Raw genomic sequence first — 24,143 nt, 5'->3', positions numbered from 1 at the left:
AATATTTAACCTTTTTTTGAAAGATATTCTATTACAATTATTGATTTTTGACGGTATGATAATAACCAAGAAAACACAAGATACGTGCAAAACGTGAGGAGGGTAAAAATTGGAAAAGTTAAAACAAAATCCAATCGTTAAGAAGCTCGGATTGAACAGAATACTTCTTGTCTGTGTTCTGATTCTTATGTTCCTGGTTTTTAAAGTAGTTCTTGGAAACAAGTTTCCGGCTGTTGACAGTATCAAGTCTACTTTGAACTATGTGTACTTCCTGGGCTTTTTGTCACTTGGCGTTACATTCGTAATCGCTACAGGAGGAATTGATTTCTCCATCGGACCTGTAATGTTCTGCTGTGCACTGGTATCCGGTTACTGCATGACATCCTACAAGGTTCCATGTGCAGTTGCCATGATCCTTTGCATTCTGATCGGTCTCTGCTTTGGTATTTTCAATGGCTGGATGGTTTCTTACATGTCAGTACCGCCATTCATTATTTCCATGGCATCCATGAATATTGCAAAAGGTATTGCTTCGGTATTCACAAAAACACAGTCCGTAAGCTGGCCGGCAGCCAGTGAGGCAAACGGCTGGTTCCGTAATATCGTTTCCGCAAACGGCTTCCCTGTAGGAATTGTTATTTTCCTGGGAATGGCAGTTATCTGCGGTATCGTTCTTTACAACACAAAACCAGGACGTTACATCCTCTGCCTTGGATCTAACAAAGAGGCTGTCCGTCTTTCCGGTGTCAACACAAAAAAATGGGAAATGCTTGCTTATATGATCTGCGGATTCCTGGTAGGTATTGCAGCACTCTTCTTTGTAGCTACATACACAACTGTTCAGCCAGGTTATGGCGATCAGTACAACAATGAGGCTATTGCAGGCTGCGTTATGGGTGGTACATCCATGGTTGGTGGACTTGCTTCCATCGGCGGTACTGTAATCGGCGTATTTATCATCTCTCTTCTTCAGCAGGGCATTATGGCATTTGGCCTTGGTAAAGGACAGCAGATGATCATCACAGGTATCATCGTTATCGTTGCAGTTTATATCGACGTTTCTGCAAGACGCAGAAAGAACTGATCTTAGAGGGAGGATGCGACAATGGGTGAAGTTATTTTAACTATGAAGGACATTGATAAGTCCTTTCCTGGAGTTCATGCTCTGGATCACGTTAATTTCGAAGTAAAACGCGGCGAAGTACATGCACTTATGGGAGAAAATGGTGCCGGTAAATCAACACTGATGAAGGTTCTTACCGGTATTTATCAGAAGGATTCAGGTTCCATTGTTTACAAAGGACAGGAAACAGAATTCCACAATACACGTGAGGCACAGGATGCCGGCGTTGTAATCGTACATCAGGAGCTGAACATGGTAGGTGATCTTACCGTTGCTCAGAACATCTTCATCGGACGTGAGCCGAAAAAAGGTTTTACCATCGATGATAAGAAAATGATCGAGGATTCCAAAAAGCTTTTCCAGGATCTGAACATTGAGATCAATCCGAAGGAAAAGATGAAAAACCTGACAGTCGGAAAACAGCAGATGTGTGAGATCGCAAAAGCTATCTCTCATAAAGCTGAGGTTATCATCTTCGATGAGCCTTCCGCAGCGCTTACCGAGAAGGAAATCGCAGATCTGTTTGAGATCATCCGTGACCTTCGTAAGAAAAATCTCGGTATCGTGTATATCTCACATCGTATGGATGAGATCAAAACGATCACAGACCGTGTAACAGTCATGCGAGATGGTGGTTATGTAGGAACCCTCATCACAAAAGACAGCACAAAAGAAGATATCATCAACATGATGGTTGGTCGTGTTATTTATGAGGATCCGAAGCAGGAGAGTGCAGTTCCGGCAGATGCACCGGTAGTTCTTAAGGTTGAGCACCTGAATGCAGGCAAGATGGTTCAGGATGTAAGCTTTGAGCTGAGAAAAGGTGAAATCCTTGGTTTCTCAGGACTGATGGGCGCCGGACGTACTGAGACAGCCAGAGCACTGTTCGGAGCAGACCCGAAACAGAGTGGTAAGATCTCTGTTATGGGTAAAGACGGACAGCTTCACGAGGTAACCATCAACAGCCCGCAGGATGCTGTTAAATACGGTATCGGTTATCTGTCAGAGGACAGAAGAAGATATGGCTGTGTTGTACAGAAATCTGTAACAGAAAATACTACACTGGCAACCATGGAAGAGTTTACCAATGGTATTTTTATCAACAAGGCAAAAGAGAAACAGGTTGCAGAGAAATATGTAAATGAGCTTGCAACAAAGACACCGACCACCGACCAGCTGGTAGTAAACCTTTCCGGTGGTAACCAGCAGAAGGTTGTTATTGCTAAATGGCTGACACGAGACAGCGATATCCTTATTTTCGATGAGCCGACAAGAGGTATCGATGTTGGTGCCAAGAACGAAATCTACAAATTAATGAACAGACTGGCAGCAGAAGGCAAATCCATTATCATGATTTCTTCTGAGATGACGGAAGTTCTCCGAATGAGTGACCGTATCATCATCATGTGTGAGGGTAAAGTTACCGGATGTATTGATATCTCCGAGGCAACCCAGGAAAACATCATGGACAAGGCCACACGGAATATCGATTAAGGAGGAAAGTCATGACTAAGAAGAAAAAAAGTATTTTAAGTGATCAGAGATTTATTGTTTTGCTCGTTATCATTGTCCTGTGTGCAATATTCTCAGGCTTGAGTAAAGAATTCAGACAGTACACCACGATCCTGAGTATGCTGGATTTCTCATATTACGATCTTCTTATGGCGATCGGAGTTACATTCCCGCTTATCACTGGTGGTGTTGACCTGTCAATCGGAACTGGTATGGTAGCATACGCACTGATCGCCGGAACACTGATCAGAAACAATAATTGCCCGGTAGCTCTGGCAATGCTGATCTGTATTGTTCTTGGTATCGCAGTCGGTGCACTGAACGGTGTACTGATCGGTGTTATGAACCTGCCGCCGTTCCTGGCAACACTTTGTACCTGTATGATCACCCGTGGTGCCGGATCTCTCTGCAGTGCGACACCTTGGCCGGGACTTACACAGGATGGTGGATGGTTCCACACAATCTTTAAAGTAACTGTTGGTACAGGAAGAAGTGCTTCCCGTTATCCGCTTGGATTTTTGTGGATGATCATTCTGGTTCTTCTTATGGAGTACATCCTGAACCACACCAAATTTGGTCGTTACACAATTGCAATCGGTTCCAACAAAGAGGCAGCAGCCCTTTCCGGAATCAATACAAAGTTCTATCACGTAATGGTATACGTTGTCTGCGGTCTGTTTACAGGTCTTGCAGCAATCGCATACGCAGCAGTAACACCTACTGTACAGCCTGGTACTGGTGCCGGACTTGAGATGGATGCTATCGGTGGTGTATTCGTTGGTGGTGTAGCAGCTACCGGTGGATATGGTTCCGTGATCGGTACATTCGTTGGTATCTTCGTCATCATGCTTCTGAAAACAGGTCTTCCATATATCGGCCTGCAGGCAAACTGGCAGCAGATCATCACCGGTATCGTTCTGATCGTAGCCGTTCTGATCGATATCCTGAAAGAGAAAAAAGCAGCACACTGATATTAAGAAGTGTGGTATAATAAGTAAGGGTGCTGTTCACAGAGAAATGTGAACAGTATCCGATAATCAAAGATGTGAAACGCCAAGGGGTAGCAATGGCGTATGAACATAAAAAAACTATATAATATATTTTAAGGAGGAAATATTATATGAAAGCAAAAAAGGTTATGGCATTAATGCTCTGTGCAGCAATGGTAACAAGCATGAGTGCAACAGCAGCTTTTGCAGCTGAGGAGAAAGAAGATGCAGCAACAGAGGAGTCCGCAGATTCCACAGCATCTGAGGATCCTACCGCACAGTTTGACGGACTGAAAGCAAACGAAGCTTATGTGTTCCCGATGATGGTTAAATCTTTCCAGTCCACATACTGGGATGCAGCTCAGGAAGGTATGAAAAAAGCATCTAAGGAGCTGGGCGTTGATTATAAACCACAGGGACCGAACAGTGAGTCCGATATCGCTGACCAGGTTAACATGATCAACACAGCTATCGCTTCCAATCCTGTTGGATTAGGACTTGCAGCTTGTGATACATCTTCTGTTACAGATGCACTTAAGACATGTGCAGAAAAAGGAATCCCGGTTGTAACATTCGATACAGGTATCGCTGATGCTCCGGAAGGATCTGTAGTATGCGAGGTTTGTACAGACAACGCACAGGCTGGTGCAGTAGCAGCTGAGAATATGTACAACAGCATTAAAGACGTTGTTAAAGATGCTGAGGGACAGGTTGTAATCGGTGAGGTTAACCAGGATGCAACAGCTCAGAACATCCAGCAGCGTGGTACAGGATTCATCAACAAGATGATCGAGCTTCTTCAGGCTGATGGCAAGACTGTAGCAGTAAGCGGCAACGAGTTCTATGTAAACGCAGCAGAGGGTGCTGACGCAGACGCTAAAGACGCAGACGTTGTTATCCAGGTAGCTGTACCTGCACAGACAACTGTAGAGCTCTGCTCCACAGAGGCACAGGCAATCCTTTCCCAGGAGAACTGTATCGCAGTATTCGGTTCTAACCAGGTTTCCGCAGAGGGTGTTCTTGCAGCAAATGCTAACCTTAACGTTCTTGGTTCTGACCCGGCAAACGGTGATGTAGTTGGTGTTGGTTTCGATGCTGGTTCTATCATCAAAGCAGCTGTTAAAGATGGCACATTCATCGGTGCTGTTACACAGTCTCCTCTTATGATGGGATACTATGCAATCTACGCTCTGACAGCAGCAGCAAACGGCCAGGAGCTTCAGGATGTTCCTACAGACGGTTACTGGTATGATGCAACAAATATGGAAGACGAGGATATCGCTCCTAACCTTTATGACTAATCAAATCATATAATTGATAAGATCGTGAAGTTATAATGAACGCGGATTGCGTTCGGACGTATGAAATAAGAGATCCGCTGGCTGATTCAGTCAGCGGATTTTTTAAACAAATAATGTAGTAGTTCATAAATAATCGCTGTATTATTGGCAAATAAAGACACTTTTTTTGACAAAAGAGGTTCTTATCACCGGAAGGATCCTGATGTATGATAAATACAACATCAGATATGAAAGTGATCAGAAGCTTACATATTGAGGAGGATTTAAAAATGGCAACATATTATTTAGCAGTAGATATCGGAGCATCCAGTGGACGTCACATTCTGGGACATATGGAAAACGGAAAAATGATCCTGGAAGAAATCTATCGTTTTGAGAACGGCATGGTTAAGAAGGATGGAGAGCTCTGCTGGGAGTTTGACCGCCTTTTCACCGAGATCGTAAATGGTCTTAAGAAATGTAAAGAGATCGGCAAGATCCCGGTAAGCATGGGTGTTGATACCTGGGGTGTTGACTTCGTACTTCTTGACAAGGATGACAAGGTTCTTGGCAACACGGTAGGCTACCGTGATCATCGTACAGAGGGAATGGACGAGGAAGTTTATAAGACAATTTCCCTGAAGGATCTGTATGCAAGAACCGGTATCCAGAAAGCGATCTACAATACAGTATATCAGCTGATGGCAGTGAAGAAGAAACATCCTGAGTATCTGGAGCAGGCTGAGACACTTCTTCATGTACCGGACTACTTCCATTTTCTTCTTACAGGCGAAAAAACTTGTGAGTACACAGAGGCAACCACAGGACAGCTTGTATGCCCGACAACCAAGGACTGGGATTATGAGCTGATCGATATGCTGGGATATCCAAGAAAGATATTCCAGAAGCTGATCATGCCTAGCACAAGCATCGGACATTTAACAGACGCAGTGAAGGAAGCAGTTGGCTTTGATCTTGAGGTTGTAGCACCGGCCACACATGATACAGGGTCTGCAGTTCTGGCTGTGCCTGCAAATGATGACGATTTCATTTATATCAGCTCCGGCACATGGTCTCTGATGGGAATTGAGAGAAAAGAAGCAGACTGCTCTGAGAAGAGTTGTGAGATGAACTTCACAAATGAGGGTGGATATGCGGGACGTTTCCGTTATCTGAAGAACATCATGGGTCTTTGGATGATCCAGTCTGTACGTCACGAGTTTGATGACGCATACAGCTTCGCACAGATCTGTGAGATGGCTGAGGAGGCTAAGGATTTCCCATCAAGAGTAAACGCAAACGACGAGTGCTTCCTTTCTCCTGAGAACATGACAAAAGAGGTTCAGGATTATTGCCGCAGAACAGGACAGCAGGTTCCGGAAACTCTTGGAGAGATCGCAACAGTTATCTACACAAGTCTTGCAGATTGCTACGCTAAGATCGCAAAGGAGATCGAGGAGATGACAGGAAGAACCTACAGCCGTATCCATATCGTAGGCGGTGGTTCCAATGCAGGATACTTAAATGAGCTGACTGCAAAAGCTACAAAGAAGGAAATCCATGCAGGTCCTGGAGAGGCTACTGCAATCGGTAATATCACAGCACAGATGCTGAAGGCCGAGGAGTTCAAAACTATCGAGGAGGCTCGTACAACCATCCATGAGTCCTTCGGTATCAAAGTATACAAAGCATAAATAATTGGAGGTCTTATTATGTTAGTTAACACAAAGGCAAAAGTTGGTGTATTTTCAATTGCTTTAGGTGCATACCTTCCGCAGTTCCCGTCTCTTGTACCGGAATTTGAAGCACAGTATGATGCGTTCAAGAAAACACTTCCGGGTACAGTAGAGATCATCGACGGTGGAATGGTTACCACAAAAGAGCAGGCTATGGAAGCTGGGGACAAATTCCGTGCAGCAGATGTTGATCTTGTATTTCTTCAGATGCTGACCTATGCAACATCCTACAACATGCTTCCTGCAATCCGTGATCTTGATGTTCCGGTCGTTCTTGTGAACGTTCAGAAATTGAAAGCGCTGGATTATGAGCACACTGACATTGCCTCCTGGCTGGGTGAAGGCTATGCATGCGGTGCTGTAGGCGAGGCAGTTGCTGACCTTGAGAGAGCAGGCAAGAGACATGCGGTTATCACAGGCGTTGTAGAAGGCGGAGATCCTGCAGTTCAGGCTGAGATCGAAGACTGGTGCAAGGCTGCTCAGGTAAGAAGAAGATTTCGTGAAACTAACATTGCACAGATCGGAAGACCATATCCGGGTATGATGGATCTGTATATTGATGAGACAAACCTCTATAACAGAATGTTCCTCTACACAAAACAGTTTGACTGGGAGAAGATGTGGGCGATCGCTGATGATATCACAGACGAGGAAGCAATCCGTGCAAAGGCACAGGATATCCTTGATACATTCGATATTGAGGGCGGCGGCACCATTGAGAAGGTATGGGATATGGCTAAATACGTTGTTGCTTTTGAGAAATGGGTAAAAGACGAGCATCTTGGAATGATCGCTTCCCATTACGACGGATTTGCACAGGGTAAAGCGGGTGTCCTTGACAGTATGCTGATCCCGGCATTCTCCATGCTGATCAAACAGGGTACTGCATGTGCAGTAGAGGGTGACATGAAGGTTGCCATGGCAATGAGTATCTTAAAGACAATTTCCGGTACAGGTCAGCTTTCTGAGATGTACTCCATCGACTTCAACGATGATATCTGTATTATCGGACATTCCGGAAGCGGTGACGCGGACATCTCTGACAAGAAGCCAACCATGAAGATCGTAAAAGTATTCCATGGCAAAACAGGCGGCGGATATCTGACACAGTTCTATCCGTACACAGGTCCGGTGACATACCTTGCGATCACCCAGGATAAAGACGGAAACTTTAAATTCGTTGTAGCTGAGGGCGTAAACGAGGAGGGACCGATTCTTTCCTTTGGTGATACAAACATGAGAACACGCTTCACATGCGGAGCAAGAGAGTTTGTTAACCGCTGGAGCGAGGCTGGCCCAACACATCATATGGCAGCTGCTACAGGAAGACACATCGATACGATCCTGAAGGTCGCAAAAATCTTTAACGTACCGGTAGATATCGTGACAAGATAAATTCTTTCTTATATATTTAACCTAAAACATATTCAAAAAAGGAGACTGCGCGGAGCGGTCTCCTTTTTCAGTGGGAAAAATAAGATAAAAAAATCTGCCGGAAATGCAGCTGGCAGATCCGGCAGATCAAAGCTTTGGATTTTTATTTATTTTTTATGCATAAATGAGTGCTCTTTGAGAAGCTCATCGTGCAGCTGGACGGAAGACCAGTGCTGAGTTACCGGTGTGAGCATGGCCTTCAGTGCAACAGGCGTGAGCTGGTTTTCACGGAAAAAAGCAAGAAAACCATCCATCTGTGCACTGGAAAAATCCTTCAGTACGATCATTTCATCGTTGAAATTGATTCCCAGATTAAACTGGGAGGAGGGATGAAATCCCGGAATCTCAAAAAGATATCCAAGCGGATGAAGAAATTCGGGAGCTGTGATGATCCGTGTCTTAACCTTCTGTCGGTTCAGATAGCGGCGGATCTGGCGAAGACGTTCAGGATCATTAAAATTATATAAAAGTGCAGCTGGCTGTGTATTCATATAGTGTTATACCTCTTTTCTGTGTAAAGATTTTTGTGGAACGTAAGTTACTTTTCACGATGTGCAGGGAACCGGATTTCAACCTCCGTACCCTCTCCAGGATTGCTGGAATAAGTAAGTCCGTAATCATTTCCATAGAGAATTTGGAGTCTCCGGTGGGTATTATAAACTGCGATATTTGTGCCTCCGGACTGGCTTTTTCCCTTTCCGGAAAGGATAGTTGACAGGATTTCCGGCGAAATCCCAACACCGTCATCAGAAATCAGAAGAACAACATCCTCATTTTCCATCCATCCGGTAATAACAATAGTTCCGGATTTTGATTCTTTTTCCAGGATCCCGTGGAGAATGGAATTTTCCACAACAGGCTGAAGAGTCAGTTTCGGGATCTGGTATTCTGAAAGCTCATCCGGGATATCCGTGATCAGCTCAATGCTGTCATGGTAGCGCATATTCTGGAGTTGCACGTAGATGGTTACATGCTCCAGCTCCCTTGCAATGGTAGAGATTCCCTTTTTGCGGCTCAGGGTCAGCTTATAAAAACGGGAAAGGCTTTGTACTGCGTGACTGATCTCATCGGTCTGTCCCTGCAGTGCCATCCAGTTGATCATATCCATGGTGTTATAAAGAAAATGTGGATTGATCTGTGCCTGGAGGGAATTGAATTCTGCGATCCGGAGATCTTCGGCAGCCTTAGCCTGCTTCTCCATCAGTTCTTCCATTTTTCGAGTCATATAGTTGTAGGTATCGATAAGATTACCAATCTCATCATGTGCCTGTGGACTTTCCATAGGAGTAGGCGGGCCGTGGCGGACGGTCTGCATCTGCCGGATCACAGAAGAAAGTCTTCCGGTAATGGAATGAGCCAGTACATTGGCAAAAATAAGTGCCAGAACCAGAAAAACTGCATAGATCAGTACGATCTGGATCATCAGCCGGTTGCTCTCATGTATCAGCGGCGGGGAAGGCAGGACCGTCACCATAAACCAGTCTGTATTGGAAATGCTGTAAAAACCGGCATAAACCTTTGTGTCCAGAATGTTCCGTTCAATGAAGTTGTTGGAAGACATAAAGGAAGCCTTGATGGTGTCGTAATCCAGTTGGTAGATTCCGGATAATGACGGATCTGAGGTAGCAACAATGGCATCACGTTCGTTTACAATATATGAAACACTTCCCTCCAGAGATAGATTGTCGGAAAGAATGGAAGTAAGCTTGTCATCAGAATAATACACTGCCAGATAAGCCTTATAAGCAGTGGAGTGATAATAAAGGCTCAAAGGACAAATATATGCCATATCACCATAATTCTTTTTTTCCCTGGGACCAAGATAGAAGGAAGGACAGAACATTTCCTGGGTGTTACGGTTTCCCTGAAAGATACCGTACCAGTAGGTACCTTTCGCCTGACTTAAGGGAGCAAGGATATTCTCAGTGTTGGGATAAGTATCCAGTGCCTTCAGATCATCAGGAAAATCCACATAGATCCGTACATCGGTAACAATGGAATCTGTGGTCAGACGCTGAACGGCATTTTTAAAATCAGTGGCATGGTTAGATGCTGCAAGCTGTTCTGCTGAATCGCTGACCGGCATATAAAAAAGTTCCTGAAAAAAATTCTGTCCTGTAATATTACGGGTAGTAGCGAGAATCGTATCCATAGTCCGTTCGATCAGAGGTGCAGTTTTTGCGGAGGCATCCTGTTCCTGCCGGATGGTATTGGAAACCACCATGCTATAAAGTCGCCCATAAAAAAGAAAGGCGATAAGACATGCAGGAACTACCACAATGCTGATCAGTGCAATGGTGAATTTTGTCTGCAGGTTTAAATTCAGGTAGCCGTTTTTGAAACGGCGCCAGAGGGCCCTCATGACATTTTCTCCCGGTATTCAGACGGGGAAAAGCCGGAGTATTTTTTGAAGCTTTTTCCGAAGTAATTGCCATCCGTATAGCCTACCTTGGAAGAAATCTCGGAAATCTTGTATCTGGGATCGGAAAGCAGCTGCTTGGCCTTTTCCATTCGGTATTCTGTCAGATATTGATTGAGAGTCTGTCCGGTCTCACTTTTGAAAAAAGTGCATACATAAGATGCGGAAAGGTATACATGGCCGCTGATATCTTTTACGGAAAGTGTATCGTTCATATAGTTCCGGCTGATATAATCCTTGATCATAAAGATCGTGGAATTTTCCGGCTGGGAATTTTTCGCATCTTCAAAATACTGGGCGGTTTTTTCTTTCAGAGCTTTGTGAAGCTCTTCGTAGGTGAAGGCGTTGTTTAACGTATCTACGATCAGATCCTGCTTTTCATGAAGTTCGGTTTCAAGCTGATTTTTTTTACGGGAAGCTGAAAGTGTATTAAACAGCTGGTAATAAAGATCACGGATCTGGTTGGGCATAAATGTGTGATTGCAGCTGTAATACCGGAAAAGCTCATCAAGAAACTGAGAACAGTGTTCTTCTTCTTCGGCCAGGAGATATTTGGAAAAAGTATTTTCCGGTGACTGCAGGAAATCCGGAACCGGTCCCTTCGGGGAAAGCCGGCGGATGGCATTTTCCGTCAGAAATGTTTTTTCCGGAAAGAAAAAACAGTTCTGCAGAAGGATCACGGCAGAAGCGTAGGACTGATAAACCCTGAAAATATCCGTTACGGTATTTCCGGCTGCGATCAGATGCTTTCCGCAGGTGTCATATTGCCTGGAAATATAGCTTCCCACTGCGGAAAGGGTAGTCGGGGAAAGTGCATTTCTTCCATATATGTGGTGAACCAGATACTGAACCCTTTTTTCCGCAAAAAGACATTTCAGATGGTAATGCTCCAGAAAATGGGAAATGTCGTTCTGGAGATCTTCCAGGAAAATGCCGGAGGCCTCCACAGATCCATTGAGCTTCACGATCACAGAGGTAAAATTCATGCCGTTCTCAAGAAGTTCCGACTGTCCCAGCTCCAGACAGAGATCTGCAATTTTGTTGTTATCGGAAGGTGGAAGAGTCAGCTGTTGTGCCAGCCGGGTGGCGATTTCCTGGGAATGGATCGCTTCGCCACGATGGGAGCGGAGCTTTTGTTTGTAAAGAGTCTGCGCTTCCAGAACTGCAGCCTGTACTTCCTCGGGATGCAGAGGCTTTTCGATGTAATTGATGGCTTTTAGTTTGATGGCAGCTTTCAGATACTCTTTGTCAGAATATCCGCTCATAAAGATAGGGATACTGTCCGGCAGGAATTTTTCCAGACGTTCCAGCATGGCAATGCCGGTCATCCGTGGCATCCGTACATCGCAGAGAATGATCTCCGGTTTATACAGTTTGGCCATTTCCAGTCCGTTCACACCATCGTCTGCCTGAAGGATCTCGGTGATCCCCAGAGAATCCCAGTCGATAGATGAGATCAGCCCGGTACGCGTAAGTTCTTCGTCATCAACGATCAGTAATTTCATATACAGTTCTCCAATCGAGCATAGCTTCATAGCTTTGTAAATCGGACGTTTACAGTTCTGTTTATATTCCCAGAAAACTGTAACGTCAGCGTTATCATTATAGCATAAAGTATATAGAAATACGAGAATGGGACAATGGTTTATGAGTAATATTTTACAGGGAAAAGAAGAATATTTTACCCTTATCCAAAAATATTCCCATTATCAGCCTGTGGACCGGATGATAGAATATAATCAGATCAAAGGAAAGGGAGGAGAAAGAGCCGTGTCAGAATATGTTCTTGAATTAAAAGGTATTACGAAGATATTCCCCGGTGTCAAAGCTCTGAATAATGTACAGTTCCAGCTCAAGCCTGGTGAGGTTCACGCACTGATGGGTGAGAATGGTGCTGGTAAATCTACGTTTATCAAGGTTATTACCGGAGTACATAAAGCAGAAGAAGGTGAGATGTTCCTGAACGGACAGAAGGTTGACTTCAAGGGTCCGAAGGATGCTCAGGAGGCAGGTATTGCAGCCGTATATCAGCATCCGACATCATATCCGCACCTTACAGTTGCAGAAAATATTTTTATGGGTCATGAGATCATCAAACATCATATGATCCAGTGGAAAGAGATGAATCAGGAGGCGAACAAGTACTTAGGTGAGCTGGATGCAGATTTTGATGCAACCGCTGAGATGGGAACTCTTTCTGTTGCACAGCAGCAGATGGTTGAGATCGCTAAAGCACTTTCCACAAATGCAAAGATCATCATTCTGGATGAGCCTACAGCAGCACTTACCAGAAACGAGTCCGAGAAGCTTTACACACTGGTTGACAAGCTGAAAGAGAATGGTGTTTCCATTATCTTTATCTCTCATCGTTTCGAAGATATGTACCGTCTGGCTTCCAGAGTTACCGTATTCCGTGATTCCCAGTACATCGGAACCTATGATGTAGATGGAATCACAAACGCAGATCTGATCAAGGCAATGGTTGGCCGTGAGATCAATGATCTGTTCCCGAAACCGGAAGTTGAGTTGGGAGATGAGATGCTCCGTATCGAACATCTTTCCAGAACAGGATTTTTCAAGGATGTTTCTTTCAATGTACATGCAGGCGAGATCGTAGGTCTTACAGGTCTGGTTGGTGCAGGACGTACAGAGGTTATGGAAGCTGTCTGTGGAATCACCCGTCCGGACGAAGGAAAGGTTTTCCTTGAGGGAAAAGAGGTTTATATCAAGACTCCTTCCGAAGCAATGGAAAAAGGTATTATCCTTCTTCCTGAGGACAGACAGAAGCAGGGCCTTGTCATGAGCTGGGGACTTGGAAGAAACGTAACACTTCCGATCATCAGTAAATATGCAAAATCCGGATTCAATGACGAGAAAGCAGAAAGAGAGCTTTCCAAGAAGCTTCTTGAAGAAGTAGATACCAAGGCTGTTGATATTTTCCAGCCTGCAAGTTCACTGTCCGGTGGTAACCAGCAGAAGGTTGTTGTTGCCAAGGCACTTGCTCAGGAAATGAAGGTCGTTATCATGGATGAGCCGACAAAGGGTGTCGATGTTGGTGCCAAAGCTGAGATCTATGCGATCATGGGAGACCTTGCAAAGAAAGGATATGCAATCATCCTGATTTCTTCCGAGATGCCGGAGATCCTGGGTATGGCAGACCGTATCATCGTTATGTGTAATGGCCGCAAGACAGGAGAACTGAACAGAGGAGAGGCAACACAGGAGGGAATCCTTGAGCTGTCCATGGAAAAGAGCACTGGAAAGGGGACTAAATAATGGAAAAGAAATCTGTCATCAAGAAGATTACAGGCTCCCGAGAGGCTCTGCTGGCAATTATCGTGGTCGTGCTGTTTGCCGTTGTCACAGTGATCAGCCCGTCATTCCTTACGCCGAAGTCACTCATGGAGATGCTGAAAAATAATGCAGTAACAATGGTAATGTCACTTGGTATGCTGTGTGTCATGCTGGTAGGCGGAATCGATATTTCCATCATGTCAACTCTGGCACTTTCCGGTATGTCCATCGGTATGCTCCTGAAATATGGACATATCACAAGTACATTACTTGCTTTCATCATTGCAATGGCGATCGGTATTGCCTGCGGACTGGTTGTAGGTCTTGTAATTTCAAGAGCAAACGTTCCGCCTATCATTGCAACCATGGGCTTTATGTACATCTACAGAGCAATGGGTTATCTTGTTTCTCACGGTGGTGAGTGGGCAAGTGCCGCAGCTCTTGGTGAGTTTAAGAATTTTGCAACAACCAGCTTCCTTGGGATCAACAAGGTTATCTGGGTGATCATCGTATGCTACGTGGTATTCTTCTTCTTTATGAAATGGACAAGAACAGGACGAAGGATCTACGCAGTAGGAAGTAATGCAAGCGCAGCACAGGTTTCCGGTATCAATGCAAAGAATATCAACCTTCTTGTATATGTGATCATGGGATTCCTCGCAGGTCTTGGCGGAGCACTTCAGGTATCTGTTTATGCTTCTGCAATGCCTGATATGCAGTACGGCGGTGAGATGGATGTTATCGCAGCCTGCGTTATCGGTGGTGTAAGCATGAGCGGTGGACGTGGAACCGTAGTAGGTGCATTCCTCGGTTCCATTATCCTTGCAACGATCGCAAAAGCTCTTCCGCTTGTAGGTATCAGTTCACTGTGGCAGAACATGATCAAGGGTGTTATCATCCTGGTAGTAGTTGTGATCAACGTTGTTCTGCAGAGAATCGCAGATAAAAACGCATTAAAGGGAAGGGAGATGTAAATCATGGCTGGAAAATCTGGAAGAAGTATTAACAATGTGCCGGAAAATCCGATGAAACACATCATATTCAGTTGGGAAGGCATCCTGGTCATTCTCTTTATCCTGGTAAATATTTTCTGCGCATCATTTTCTGAGTTTTATAATATGAAGAGTGTTCTTCGTCAGATGCCGGTTTACCTTGCAGAGGTATTCATGATGTTCCCGATGGCGTACATCCTGGTATTAGGCGAGATCGATATTTCCGTAGGTGCGATCGTGTGTCTCTCCGCTACCTTAAGCTGTATGGTCTGCAACACAAACGCTCCGTTCATTGTAGTAGTACTTACAGCACTGGTTGTTGGTGCCCTCTGTGGTGCGGTTAACGGATTTATCCTTACCCGTTTCAAGGAACTGCCTCCAATGATCGTAACACTGGCAACACAGATCATCTTCCGTGGTATCGCTGAGGTAACACTTGGAGCCGGCGGAAGTATTGCGATCACAAACACAGACGGCTTCCGTGCCATCGGTGGAAAGGTTGGAAATGTTCCATATATTCTTTTCTTGGTACTGATCTTTGGTGTGATCTTTGCAATCTTCCTTGGAAAGAGCACATTCGGACGCCGTACATATGCGATCGGAACAAACCGTGTGGCAGCTTATTACGCAGGTGTCCACGTAGAGAAGATCCGTTTCATCATCTATACAATTATGGGGCTTATGTCTGGACTTTGTGCAGTGTTCCTGGTATCCTCTTCCTACGGTGCAAACACAACGACCGGTAACGGATTTGAGATGGATGCCATCGCAATGGCAGTATTCGGAGGTATCTCCTCCACAGGTGGTAAAGGAAACCTGGCCGGTGGTATCATTTCCGCATTCATCATCGTATGCTTACGAGTTGGTCTTGGACAGAAGAACGTAAATGCACAGGTAATCCTTCTTATCATCGGTGTACTTCTGGTAGCAGCAGTAGCTCTTCCGAATATCATCGGTGATGTGAAAAAAGCAGTCGCAATGAAGAAAAACTAAATATCACTTTTGAAAACCATATGATTGTTAGCTGCCTCCATTGGTGTAGCGGAGGCAGCAGCATATAAAAAAATTATATTCTTATAGGGAGGAACAACAATGAAAAAAAAGGTAATTAGCGCAATCCTTTGTGGAGCAATGGTTCTTGGTACAGTTTGCCCGGTTCTTGCAGCAGACGACAAATCCGAAGATACTAAGACAGAAGCAGCTGGAAATTCCGCAGAAGGCAAAAAAATCGCTCTGGTTGGTAAAGCAGCTGGTAATGCATTCTTCGAGATCGCAGCGAAAGCTTTCCAGGAGACAGTAGAGGCTGAAGGCGGCGAGGTTCAGGTCGTTTATCCTGAGACAGCCACAGCTGATGCACAGATCAAGGTTCTTGACAACCTGATTTCCCAGGACTTTGATGCAATCTGTATTTCCGCTAACGATGTTAACGCTCTTCAGGCTAAGCTTGAGGAAGCTATGGATGAGGGAATCAAAGTATCTTCCTTCGACTCCGCACCGAACAAAGACAGCCGTGAGATTTTCGTAAACCAGGCTGGTACAAAAGAAGTTGCTCAGGCACTTATGGATGCAGTTCTTGATATTTCCGGTGGTGAGGGACAGTTCGCTATCCTTTCCGCTACATCTCAGTCCGCTAACCAGAATGCATGGATCGATGCAATGAAGACTATCATGGAAGGCGATGAAAAATACAGCAAGCTTGAGCTTGTAGACGTTGTATATGGTGATGATGAGCCACAGAAATCCACAGACCAGACAGCAGCTCTTCTTCAGAACTACAAGGATCTGAAAGTTATCTGCGCACCTACAACAGTTGGTATCGCAGCAGCAGCTAAATATCTTCAGGATAACGGATCTTCCTGCAAGCTGACAGGACTTGGACTTCCATCTGAGATGCAGGAGTACACAGGTGATGATGATTCTCATTCCTGCCCATACTTCTATCTGTGGGATATGCAGGGCCTTGGAAAACTCAGTGCTTACACAACAATCTCTCTGATCAACGGCGACATCACAGGTGCTAAAGATGACAAGTTCACAGCTGGTGACCTTGGTGACTACACAGTAACAGACGCTGATGACGGCGGTACAGAGGTTGTTCTTGGTGCACCTCTGAAATTCGATACAAGCAACATCGAGGAGATGGCTAAGCTGTACTAATCAATCCTCAGATTGACTGTATAATCATATGATAAATCCTTTCAGGACAGGCGGAGTTTTCGGACTCCGCCTGTTTTGTATGTTTGGATTTCGTGTATAGAAGGTTTCTGAAAAAATCTCCGCCTTCTGATTCTGGTTGTACTCTTATGGCTGCAGTGTTAAAATGAGGACAGCAGAACAGAAAACCATGAACAGATAAAGGAGCAAAATACATGCAGCAGGCATTACTGGATCAGCTGAGAAAGATCACAGAGGAAGAGAGAAAAATCCTGGATGGAGAAGCAGAGGTGGATAGAGATCTCTACACATCCGGTCGGGACTTTACCGTGGACAGCCGTAAGATGCTGAAAGAAGGCAGGCTGATCGCTGTGCGTACACACACCCGTTTTGTGTATTTTCCGTCTCACAGGCATAATTTTGTGGAAGTGCTGTATGTGTGTGAGGGATCTCTGACTAATATCATTGATGGAAAAAAAGTCATAGTTAACAAAGGTGAGCTGCTTTTTCTTAATCAGTTTACGAAGCATGAGATTCTGAAAGCGGGGCAGAATGATATTGCGATCAATTTTATGGTGCTGCCGGAGTTTTTTGATGTGGCCTATTCCATGGCGGGAAATGACAATATGCTGGCAGATTTTCTGGTGAATGTCCTGCGTCAGGATGAAGAGCGTGGGGAATATCTTCATTTTAAGGTTGCGGAAGTGCTGCAGATCCAGAATCTTCTGGAAAATATCATTTATTCTCTTGTAAACGGTGAGGAGAACAGAGAGCGGATCAATCAGACCACAATGGGCCTGATCTTTATGTATCTGGTAGAATCGGTGCAGTATGTGGAGATGCGGCTGCCCAATCAGTACGAAAATATGATTTCCATGACAACACTGGATTATATTGAACAGAAATACCGGACTGCCACGCTGACGGAGCTTTGTGGTCGTCTGCATCTTCCCATGCATGTCCTCAGTAAGATGATCAAGAAAAGCACAGGGTTTAATTTCAAGGAACTTCTTCAGAGAAAACGTCTGAACAAGGCTGTAGAGCTGATGTGTGAAACAGATCTGCCTGTCAGTGACATCATTGCAGCTGTAGGCTATGAAAATAACAGTTATTTTCATCGGGTATTCAAGGAACATTATCACATGACACCGCGGGCGTTCCGGGTGAAAAACAGTGAGAAAGAACAGGTGAGGCTGTAACAGCCTCACCTGTTTTTTAAATATCATGGAATTGTCCGATCTTGTTTTTGATCCGCTGCATTTCGTTATCCATATCGATCACAGCGCGAGCGCAGTTCAGCAGCTCATTGCTGACTTCCTCATAACCGTCCATTTCTTCGATATTCTGCTTGTAACGCAGCTGATGCTCCAGAGTAGCCCAGAAATCCATACCGTTGGTACGGATCTGGATCTCTGCACGCATGGGAGTTTTTCCCTTGGAGAAGAATACAGGGATTTCCACAATCATGTGATAACTACGGTAGCCGTTTGGTTTTGGATTTTTGATATAGTCCTTTACCTGAATGACGGTAATGTCATCCTGCCTGGTGATCAGGTCTGCAATGGTGTAGATATCATCGATAAAAGCACAGACAACACGGATGCCTGCCACGTCATTCAGTTGATTCTGAATATTCTCCGCAGTAAACTCATAGCCGAGCCTTTTGAGCTTTTTGTAAATGCTTTCCGGCTTTTTGATCCTTGTCTTGATGAAGGAGATCGGGTTACGTTTATATTCCAATGAAAATTCATCGTTGAGGACTTCCAGCTTGGTGCGTACCTCACGGACCGTACATCGATACATCATCATTAAATCATTAAATTTTGCGGAATTTTTGATAAAAACCTGCGGATCGGAGGTATCCAGCCAGGTGTTTGTATTTCTTTCTGCCATAGTGTTTTTCTGGTCCTTTCCATGTGATATTTATAACAATTACTTTTGTACAATTATAGAACAAAATGATATTTTTTTCAACTTTTGTATTGACATATCAGAAACACTGTGCTATTTTATAGAAAAAATTTAATTGAGTAAACCACTAAACCGTTGAAGCGGAGATAAAGATATCCATGCGCGCACAGAGAGTCCGGGAGGGTGAGAGCCGGGTCGAGAGGCAGTTTATCAAATGGACCGCAGAGGGCACAGGGAAAGATACTTTCGGGTATCAAGTATTCTGTGACGTGAGGGCATACGTCAGTTGCCGGGAATATGAAGGTATTCCGCCAAGTGCACGGGTCAGACCGTGAATCAGGGTGGCACCGCGGGTGATTTTGAATTTAAAGCTCGTCCCTGACAGAACCAGATTCTGTCGGAGACGGGCTTTTTTTTAATTTTATGAGCAAGCAGCGAATACGGATTGCAAATGTCCCGTCCTCCGGTAAGGAATGAAAAACTCAGGAGGGCCTGTATATGTATCCAACATTAGAAAAAATCAAAGAAATCGCACAGTCAGGCGAATACCGGCGAATCCCTGTATGCAGAGAGCTGTATTCCGACCGCTATACACCCGTAGAATTCATGAGGACCTTACGCACAGCCAGCAGACATTGTTATCTTCTGGAAAGTGCCAGTCAGACAGAGGTATGGGGACGCTATTCCTTCCTGGGATATGAGCCATCCATGGAGATCACCTGTACAGACGGAAAGCTTCAGATCCGTATGATCCATGAGGACGGAACTGAAGAAAAAACCGTACAGCAGGTGAAGCATCCGGGAGATGCCATTCGGGAGATCCTGAAAGAATACAAAAGCCCGGTGCTGGAAAATATGCCGACCTTTACCGGAGGCCTGGTAGGATATTTTTCCTACGATTACATTAAGTATAGCGAGCCGAAGCTGGAGCTTACCGACGAGACAGTACAGGATTTCCGGGATATGGATCTGATGCTTTTTGACCAGGTGATCGCCTTTGACCATTACAGACAGAAGGTGCTTCTGATCACCGGCGTGATGACGGATGATCCGGAAAATTCCTACCAGAAGGCGGAAGTAAAATTAAAAGAGATGGCAGATCTGATCCGAAACGGAAAACAGAAGGAATTTCCGTCTTTGAAACTGAAATCTTCCATTGAGCCGCAGTTCCCGAAAGAAAAATACTGTGAGATGGTTGAGAAAGCGAAACATTACATTCATGAAGGAGATATTTTCCAGGTAGTCCTTTCCAATCCTATGAGAGCAAAAGCCGAGGGAAGCCTGTTTGATACTTATCGTGTTCTTAGGGCTACCAATCCTTCACCATATATGTTTTATTTTTCCAGTGATGATATTGAGATCGCCGGAGCATCACCGGAAACACTGGCAAAGCTTACCGGCACAGAATTGAGTACCTTTCCGTTGGCAGGAACCAGGCCAAGAGGCAAGACAAGAGAAGAAGACGAAGTGCTGGAAAAAGGACTTCTGGCAGATGAAAAAGAACGTTCCGAGCATAACATGCTTGTGGATCTTGGTCGAAATGATATCGGAAAGATCAGTAAGATCGGTACCGTGAACGTAGAAAAATATATGTGCATCGAGCGTTTTTCCCATGTGATGCATATCGGTTCCACAGTTACCGGCCAGATCCGGGACGATAAAGACGCTGTAGATGGAGTAGATGCCATTCTTCCGGCAGGAACACTTTCCGGAGCACCGAAATTCCGTGCCTGCCAGATCATTCAGGAACTGGAACAGAGCAAGCGAGGCATTTACGGCGGTGCTATCGGATATCTGGATTTTGCCGGAAACCTGGATACCTGTATTGCCATCCGCCTGGTTTATAAGAAAAACGGTGAGATCTGCATCCGGTCAGGAGCAGGGATCGTAGCAGACAGTATTCCGGAAAGTGAATTTCAGGAGTGCTGCAATAAGGCAAGAGCCGTTGTACAGGCAATCGAAACTGCACAGGAGGGACTGGAATGATAGTACTGATCGATAATTATGATAGCTTTTCCTACAATGTTTACCAGCTGATCGGTTCTGTGGAGCCGGATATCAAAGTGGTAAGAAATGATGAAGTGACAATAAAAGAACTGGAGGCCATGAAGCCGGAGGCATTGATCCTTTCTCCTGGTCCGGGAAGACCGGAGGATGCGGGAATCTGTATTGAATCCATAAAATATTTCAAGGATAAGCTGCCGATCCTGGGAATCTGTCTTGGACATCAGTCCATCTGTGAAGCCTTCGGAGGGACAGTATCCTACGCAAAAGAGATGATGCATGGAAAGCAGAAAGAGATACGTAAAGTTGGAAAGAGCCGGATGTTTGAAGGACTTCCGGAAACTTTTCCGGCAGCCAGATATCACTCACTGGCAGCTATCCGGGATACCTTACCGGAGGAACTGGTTGTTACCGCTGAGTCTGAGGACGGAGAGGTGATGGCACTGGAGCATAAAGAATATCCGGTATTCGGATTACAGTTCCATCCGGAATCCGTTATGACGCCAGATGGAAAAACAATGATCGAGAACTTTATGAAGGTTGTCAGAAACAGATAAGACGGAGAACAGCAACCCATAAAAGATAGAATCGTTACAGAACAGGAGGAAACAACAATGATCAAAGAAGCAATCATCAAGCTTTCAAAAAAAGAAGACCTTACATACAACGAAGCAGAAGCCGTAATGAATGAGATCATGGACGGAGCGGCAACACCGGTACAGATGGCATCCTACCTTACTGCACTTTCCCTGAAAGGAGAGACTATTGATGAGATCACTGCATCTGCAGCCGGAATGCGTGCACATTGCATCAAGCTTCTCCACGATATGAATGTTCTGGAAATCGTAGGAACCGGTGGTGACGGAGCAAACTCCTTTAACATTTCCACGACATCTTCTCTTGTGATCGCAGCAGGGGGCGTTCCGGTAGCAAAACATGGAAACCGTGCAGCATCTTCCAAGAGTGGTGCAGCAGATGTTCTGGAAGCACTTGGCGTAAAGATCACCATCCCGCCGGAAAAAAGTGCAGAGATTCTGAAAAAGATCAACATCTGTTTCCTGTTCGCACAGAATTATCATATTGCCATGAAATATGTGGCACCGATCCGTAAAGAGCTGGGAATCCGCACGGTATTTAATATCCTCGGACCATTAAGCAACCCTGCAGGCGCAAACATGGAGCTGATGGGAGTCTTTGACCAGTCTCTGGTAGAGCCGCTGGCACAGGTTATGATGAAGCTTGGCGTGAACCGCGGAATGGTAGTTTTCGGACAGGATAAGCTGGATGAGATTTCCATGAGCGCACCGACTTCTGTGTGCGAGATCAAGGACGGATGGTTCCAATCCTATGAGATCACACCGGAGCAGTTCGGCTATACACGCTGTAGCAAAGAAGATCTGGCAGGCGGCACACCGGCAGAGAACGCAGAGATCACAAAAGCCATTGTAAACGGAACCGAAAAAGGCCCGAAGCGTCAGGCGGTCTGCATGAACGCAGGTGCAGCACTTTATATCGCAGGAAAGGCAGAGAGCCTGGAAGCCGGCGTAAGAAAGGCAGAAGATCTGATCGACAGTGGTGCAGCTGCTGCCAAGCTTGAGGAATTTGTTAAATTAAGCAATGAGATTTAAGGATAATGGTGGCAGGAGAAGAACAGGCACAGCTCATTAACTGACATATGAAGTTGCCAGATTTCTTAAAATTGCTGAATGAGAGTTGAAATGAAATATCAAGGAGACAAACAAAGAATGAGCGAAAAAAACATTCTGGAAGAAATCGCAGAAAAAACAAGAGAACGTATCCGGAAGGAAAAGCTTCAGTTTCCCCTGGATCAGCTGAAAATCCTGGCAGAAAAAGCGCCACAGCAGCCGTCCTTTCTGGAAGCATTGAAAAAGCCGGGTATGTCCTACATCTGTGAAGTAAAAAAGGCTTCCCCCTCCAAGGGGCTGATCGCATCGGAATTTCCGTATCTGGAAATTGCGAAAGAATACGAGGCAGCAGGTGCATCCGCGATCTCCTGCCTCACAGAGCCATTTTATTTCATGGGAAGTGACACTTATCTCCGTGAGATCACAGAAACAGTGGATATTCCGGTCCTCCGGAAGGACTTCACGGTGGATAAGTACATGATCTATCAGGCAAAAGCATTCGGCGCATCGGCTGTACTTCTGATCTGTGCTGCCTTAAATGACCGGGAACTCCTGGAATACAGGGAGTTGGCAGAAGCTCTGGGAATGGATGCACTGGTGGAAGCTCATGACGAGAATGAAGTGGCAAGAGCATTAAAGACAGGTGCAAAGATCGTCGGTGTAAATAACCGTGATCTGAAAACCTTTAAGGTTGATATGAATAACAGTATCCGTCTTCGAAACCTGGCACCGGACAATGTGGTATTTGTGTCTGAGAGCGGAATCAAAAACGCAGGTGATATCGCTATCCTGGAAAGAAACCGGGTAGGTGCAGTCCTGATCGGTGAAACCCTGATGCGAAGCCCGGATAAGAAAGCTGTATTGGAAAATCTGAATGGTGGAGCGCTTGTATAAAGGCCAAACTAAAGAATAGAGCAAATAAGTAACAGAGCTGACCAGTAGCAAATAGTAACGAAACAGGAAGGTGCAGGGTCAGACAGAAAGGGCAGGATTGGCTGAATATGAGAGAACAACAGTTGAAACGTGGGAGCAGAACCAGAATCAAGATCTGCGGCCTGACCCGCCTGGAAGATATCCAGGCAGTTAACGAAGCAAAACCGGACTTTGCAGGATTCATTGTAGAATTCTCAAAAAGCAGGAGAAACGTCACCGTGGAGCAATTGAGGGCTCTCCGGGAAAAACTGGATGAGAGCATTTTGCCGGTAGGCGTATTTGTCAATGCACCGGTGGAGCTTCCCGCACAGCTTTTAAACGAAGGAACCATTGCCCTGGCACAGCTTCACGGACAGGAAGACGAGAATTATATCAGACAGCTTAGGATCATGACAGACCAGCTTCTGATAAAGGCTTTTTCCATAAAAACAGAAGCAGATATAAAGAAAGCGATCCGTTCGGAAGCAGACTATATTCTTCTGGATCAGGGCGCAGGAGGAACAGGAGAAATTTTCGACTGGAGCCTGGTGCCGGCGATCAAACGTCCCTGGTTTCTGGCAGGAGGTCTGGGCTGTGAAAATCTGGAATCAGCCATACATCTGCTTCACCCCTGGGCAGTAGATTTAAGCAGCAGTGTAGAAACCGGCGGTCACAAAGACTCGGATAAAATATTAGAAGCAGTATACGCAGTAAGGAGCATAAAGGAGGAAATATAA

The 24,143-nt window shown here is 45.2% G+C and carries 20 protein-coding genes; 16 read left to right on the top strand and 4 right to left on the bottom strand.

Features of this window, described 5'->3' with window-relative positions:
• Positions 1-109 precede the first annotated feature (109 nt).
• The 6 genes from MUB50_RS09950 to MUB50_RS09925 all read left to right on the top strand — a co-directional run bounded on the left by MUB50_RS09950 (position 110) and on the right by MUB50_RS09925 (position 8,035).
• Positions 110-1,084, top strand: a complete 975-nt coding sequence (locus MUB50_RS09950) for an ABC transporter permease (RefSeq protein WP_118625003.1) — start codon at positions 110-112, stop codon at positions 1,082-1,084.
• Between the two features lie 21 nt (positions 1,085-1,105).
• A complete protein-coding gene (locus tag MUB50_RS09945) occupies positions 1,106-2,617 on the top strand; it encodes a sugar ABC transporter ATP-binding protein (RefSeq protein ID WP_118512852.1) in 1,512 nt (503 codons plus the stop codon).
• 11 nt (positions 2,618-2,628) lie between these two features.
• The gene (locus MUB50_RS09940; protein ID WP_021977851.1) at positions 2,629-3,606 is read left to right on the top strand and encodes an ABC transporter permease; all 978 of its coding nucleotides are present in this window, start codon (positions 2,629-2,631) and stop codon (positions 3,604-3,606) included.
• 149 nt (positions 3,607-3,755) lie between these two features.
• A complete protein-coding gene (locus MUB50_RS09935; protein WP_118625001.1) occupies positions 3,756-4,925 on the top strand; it encodes a substrate-binding domain-containing protein in 1,170 nt (389 codons plus the stop codon).
• A gap of 269 nt (positions 4,926-5,194) precedes the next feature.
• Positions 5,195-6,598 (top strand): rhamnulokinase, encoded by a 1,404-nt coding sequence (rhaB, locus tag MUB50_RS09930; protein WP_044961882.1) that lies wholly within the window; start codon positions 5,195-5,197, stop codon positions 6,596-6,598.
• An 18-nt stretch (positions 6,599-6,616) separates the two neighbouring features.
• Complete coding sequence (locus MUB50_RS09925) at positions 6,617-8,035, top strand: arabinose isomerase (protein ID WP_118512850.1); 1,419 nt, start codon at positions 6,617-6,619, stop codon at positions 8,033-8,035.
• 146 nt (positions 8,036-8,181) lie between these two features.
• On the opposite strand, the gene MUB50_RS09920 is transcribed toward MUB50_RS09925, so the two are convergent.
• The 3 genes from MUB50_RS09920 to MUB50_RS09910 are packed head-to-tail and all read right to left on the bottom strand — an operon-like array spanning position 8,182 to position 11,998.
• Positions 8,182-8,565 carry a DUF3783 domain-containing protein gene (locus MUB50_RS09920; protein WP_118512849.1) on the bottom strand — a complete coding sequence of 128 codons (384 nt, stop codon included), beginning with the start codon at positions 8,563-8,565 and terminating at the stop codon, positions 8,182-8,184.
• 47 nt (positions 8,566-8,612) lie between these two features.
• Positions 8,613-10,436 carry a sensor histidine kinase gene (locus MUB50_RS09915; protein WP_118512848.1) on the bottom strand — a complete coding sequence of 608 codons (1,824 nt, stop codon included), beginning with the start codon at positions 10,434-10,436 and terminating at the stop codon, positions 8,613-8,615.
• Positions 10,433-11,998, bottom strand: a complete 1,566-nt coding sequence (locus MUB50_RS09910; protein WP_118512847.1) for a response regulator transcription factor — start codon at positions 11,996-11,998, stop codon at positions 10,433-10,435. The genes MUB50_RS09915 and MUB50_RS09910 overlap by 4 nt, the downstream gene beginning before the upstream one ends.
• A 265-nt stretch (positions 11,999-12,263) precedes the next feature.
• Between MUB50_RS09910 and MUB50_RS09905 the strand changes: the two genes are divergently transcribed.
• From MUB50_RS09905 to MUB50_RS09885, 5 genes are all read left to right on the top strand, one after another.
• Positions 12,264-13,769, top strand: coding sequence for a sugar ABC transporter ATP-binding protein (locus tag MUB50_RS09905; protein ID WP_118512974.1), 1,506 nt, complete (start codon positions 12,264-12,266; stop codon positions 13,767-13,769).
• On the top strand, positions 13,769-14,761 hold the full coding sequence (locus MUB50_RS09900) for an ABC transporter permease (RefSeq protein ID WP_059086065.1): 993 nt from the start codon (positions 13,769-13,771) through the stop codon (positions 14,759-14,761). The genes MUB50_RS09905 and MUB50_RS09900 overlap by 1 nt, the downstream gene beginning before the upstream one ends.
• 3 nt (positions 14,762-14,764) lie before the next feature.
• On the top strand, positions 14,765-15,772 hold the full coding sequence (locus tag MUB50_RS09895; protein WP_118512846.1) for an ABC transporter permease: 1,008 nt from the start codon (positions 14,765-14,767) through the stop codon (positions 15,770-15,772).
• A gap of 99 nt (positions 15,773-15,871) precedes the next feature.
• Complete coding sequence (locus tag MUB50_RS09890; RefSeq protein WP_118512845.1) at positions 15,872-16,936, top strand: substrate-binding domain-containing protein; 1,065 nt, start codon at positions 15,872-15,874, stop codon at positions 16,934-16,936.
• Between the two features lie 212 nt (positions 16,937-17,148).
• Positions 17,149-18,132 (top strand): AraC family transcriptional regulator, encoded by a 984-nt coding sequence (locus MUB50_RS09885; protein ID WP_118512844.1) that lies wholly within the window; start codon positions 17,149-17,151, stop codon positions 18,130-18,132.
• Between the two features lie 16 nt (positions 18,133-18,148).
• Here the strand turns inward: MUB50_RS09885 and MUB50_RS09880 are convergent, their stop codons facing one another.
• Positions 18,149-18,826, bottom strand: coding sequence for a GTP pyrophosphokinase (locus tag MUB50_RS09880; protein ID WP_118512843.1), 678 nt, complete (start codon positions 18,824-18,826; stop codon positions 18,149-18,151).
• A 516-nt stretch (positions 18,827-19,342) separates the two neighbouring features.
• On the opposite strand from MUB50_RS09880, the gene trpE reads away from it, so the two are divergent.
• The 5 genes from trpE (at position 19,343) to MUB50_RS09855 (ending at position 24,143) form a co-directional block, all read left to right on the top strand.
• Complete coding sequence (gene trpE / locus MUB50_RS09875) at positions 19,343-20,830, top strand: anthranilate synthase component I (protein WP_118512842.1); 1,488 nt, start codon at positions 19,343-19,345, stop codon at positions 20,828-20,830.
• Positions 20,827-21,405, top strand: coding sequence for an anthranilate synthase component II (locus tag MUB50_RS09870; protein WP_118512841.1), 579 nt, complete (start codon positions 20,827-20,829; stop codon positions 21,403-21,405). Before trpE ends, MUB50_RS09870 begins: the two co-directional genes overlap by 4 nt.
• 57 nt (positions 21,406-21,462) lie before the next feature.
• Positions 21,463-22,476, top strand: coding sequence for an anthranilate phosphoribosyltransferase (gene trpD / locus MUB50_RS09865; protein ID WP_118512840.1), 1,014 nt, complete (start codon positions 21,463-21,465; stop codon positions 22,474-22,476).
• A gap of 117 nt (positions 22,477-22,593) precedes the next feature.
• Positions 22,594-23,388: an indole-3-glycerol phosphate synthase TrpC gene (trpC, locus tag MUB50_RS09860; protein ID WP_118512839.1), complete on the top strand. Its 795-nt coding sequence runs from the start codon at positions 22,594-22,596 to the stop codon at positions 23,386-23,388.
• Positions 23,389-23,495: 107 nt separating this feature from the next.
• Positions 23,496-24,143, top strand: a complete 648-nt coding sequence (locus MUB50_RS09855) for a phosphoribosylanthranilate isomerase (protein ID WP_118624999.1) — start codon at positions 23,496-23,498, stop codon at positions 24,141-24,143.

Source organism: Blautia sp. NSJ-140, from assembly GCF_022868965.1.
GTDB lineage: Bacteria > Bacillota > Clostridia > Lachnospirales > Lachnospiraceae > Blautia_A.
Note: the sequence above shows the minus strand (reverse complement) of the source record. Positions and strands in the feature narration are given on the sequence as shown.

Bases quoted from the DNA above. Each gene is read 5' to 3' on its own strand.
- trpE (WP_118512842.1), top strand. From the start codon at position 19,343: ATGTATCCAACATTAGAAAAAATCAAAGAAATCGCACAGTCAGGCGAA.
- MUB50_RS09910 (WP_118512847.1), bottom strand. From the start codon at position 11,998: ATGAAATTACTGATCGTTGATGACGAAGAACTTACGCGTACCGGGCTG.
- trpC (WP_118512839.1), top strand. From the start codon at position 22,594: ATGAGCGAAAAAAACATTCTGGAAGAAATCGCAGAAAAAACAAGAGAA.
- MUB50_RS09895 (WP_118512846.1), top strand. From the start codon at position 14,765: ATGGCTGGAAAATCTGGAAGAAGTATTAACAATGTGCCGGAAAATCCG.
- MUB50_RS09890 (WP_118512845.1), top strand. From the start codon at position 15,872: ATGAAAAAAAAGGTAATTAGCGCAATCCTTTGTGGAGCAATGGTTCTT.
- MUB50_RS09880 (WP_118512843.1), bottom strand. From the start codon at position 18,826: ATGGCAGAAAGAAATACAAACACCTGGCTGGATACCTCCGATCCGCAG.
- MUB50_RS09925 (WP_118512850.1), top strand. From the start codon at position 6,617: ATGTTAGTTAACACAAAGGCAAAAGTTGGTGTATTTTCAATTGCTTTA.
- MUB50_RS09900 (WP_059086065.1), top strand. From the start codon at position 13,769: ATGGAAAAGAAATCTGTCATCAAGAAGATTACAGGCTCCCGAGAGGCT.
- MUB50_RS09855 (WP_118624999.1), top strand. From the start codon at position 23,496: ATGAGAGAACAACAGTTGAAACGTGGGAGCAGAACCAGAATCAAGATC.
- MUB50_RS09885 (WP_118512844.1), top strand. From the start codon at position 17,149: ATGCAGCAGGCATTACTGGATCAGCTGAGAAAGATCACAGAGGAAGAG.
- trpD (WP_118512840.1), top strand. From the start codon at position 21,463: ATGATCAAAGAAGCAATCATCAAGCTTTCAAAAAAAGAAGACCTTACA.
- rhaB (WP_044961882.1), top strand. From the start codon at position 5,195: ATGGCAACATATTATTTAGCAGTAGATATCGGAGCATCCAGTGGACGT.
- MUB50_RS09940 (WP_021977851.1), top strand. From the start codon at position 2,629: ATGACTAAGAAGAAAAAAAGTATTTTAAGTGATCAGAGATTTATTGTT.
- MUB50_RS09870 (WP_118512841.1), top strand. From the start codon at position 20,827: ATGATAGTACTGATCGATAATTATGATAGCTTTTCCTACAATGTTTAC.
- MUB50_RS09935 (WP_118625001.1), top strand. From the start codon at position 3,756: ATGAAAGCAAAAAAGGTTATGGCATTAATGCTCTGTGCAGCAATGGTA.
- MUB50_RS09920 (WP_118512849.1), bottom strand. From the start codon at position 8,565: ATGAATACACAGCCAGCTGCACTTTTATATAATTTTAATGATCCTGAA.
- MUB50_RS09915 (WP_118512848.1), bottom strand. From the start codon at position 10,436: ATGAGGGCCCTCTGGCGCCGTTTCAAAAACGGCTACCTGAATTTAAAC.
- MUB50_RS09945 (WP_118512852.1), top strand. From the start codon at position 1,106: ATGGGTGAAGTTATTTTAACTATGAAGGACATTGATAAGTCCTTTCCT.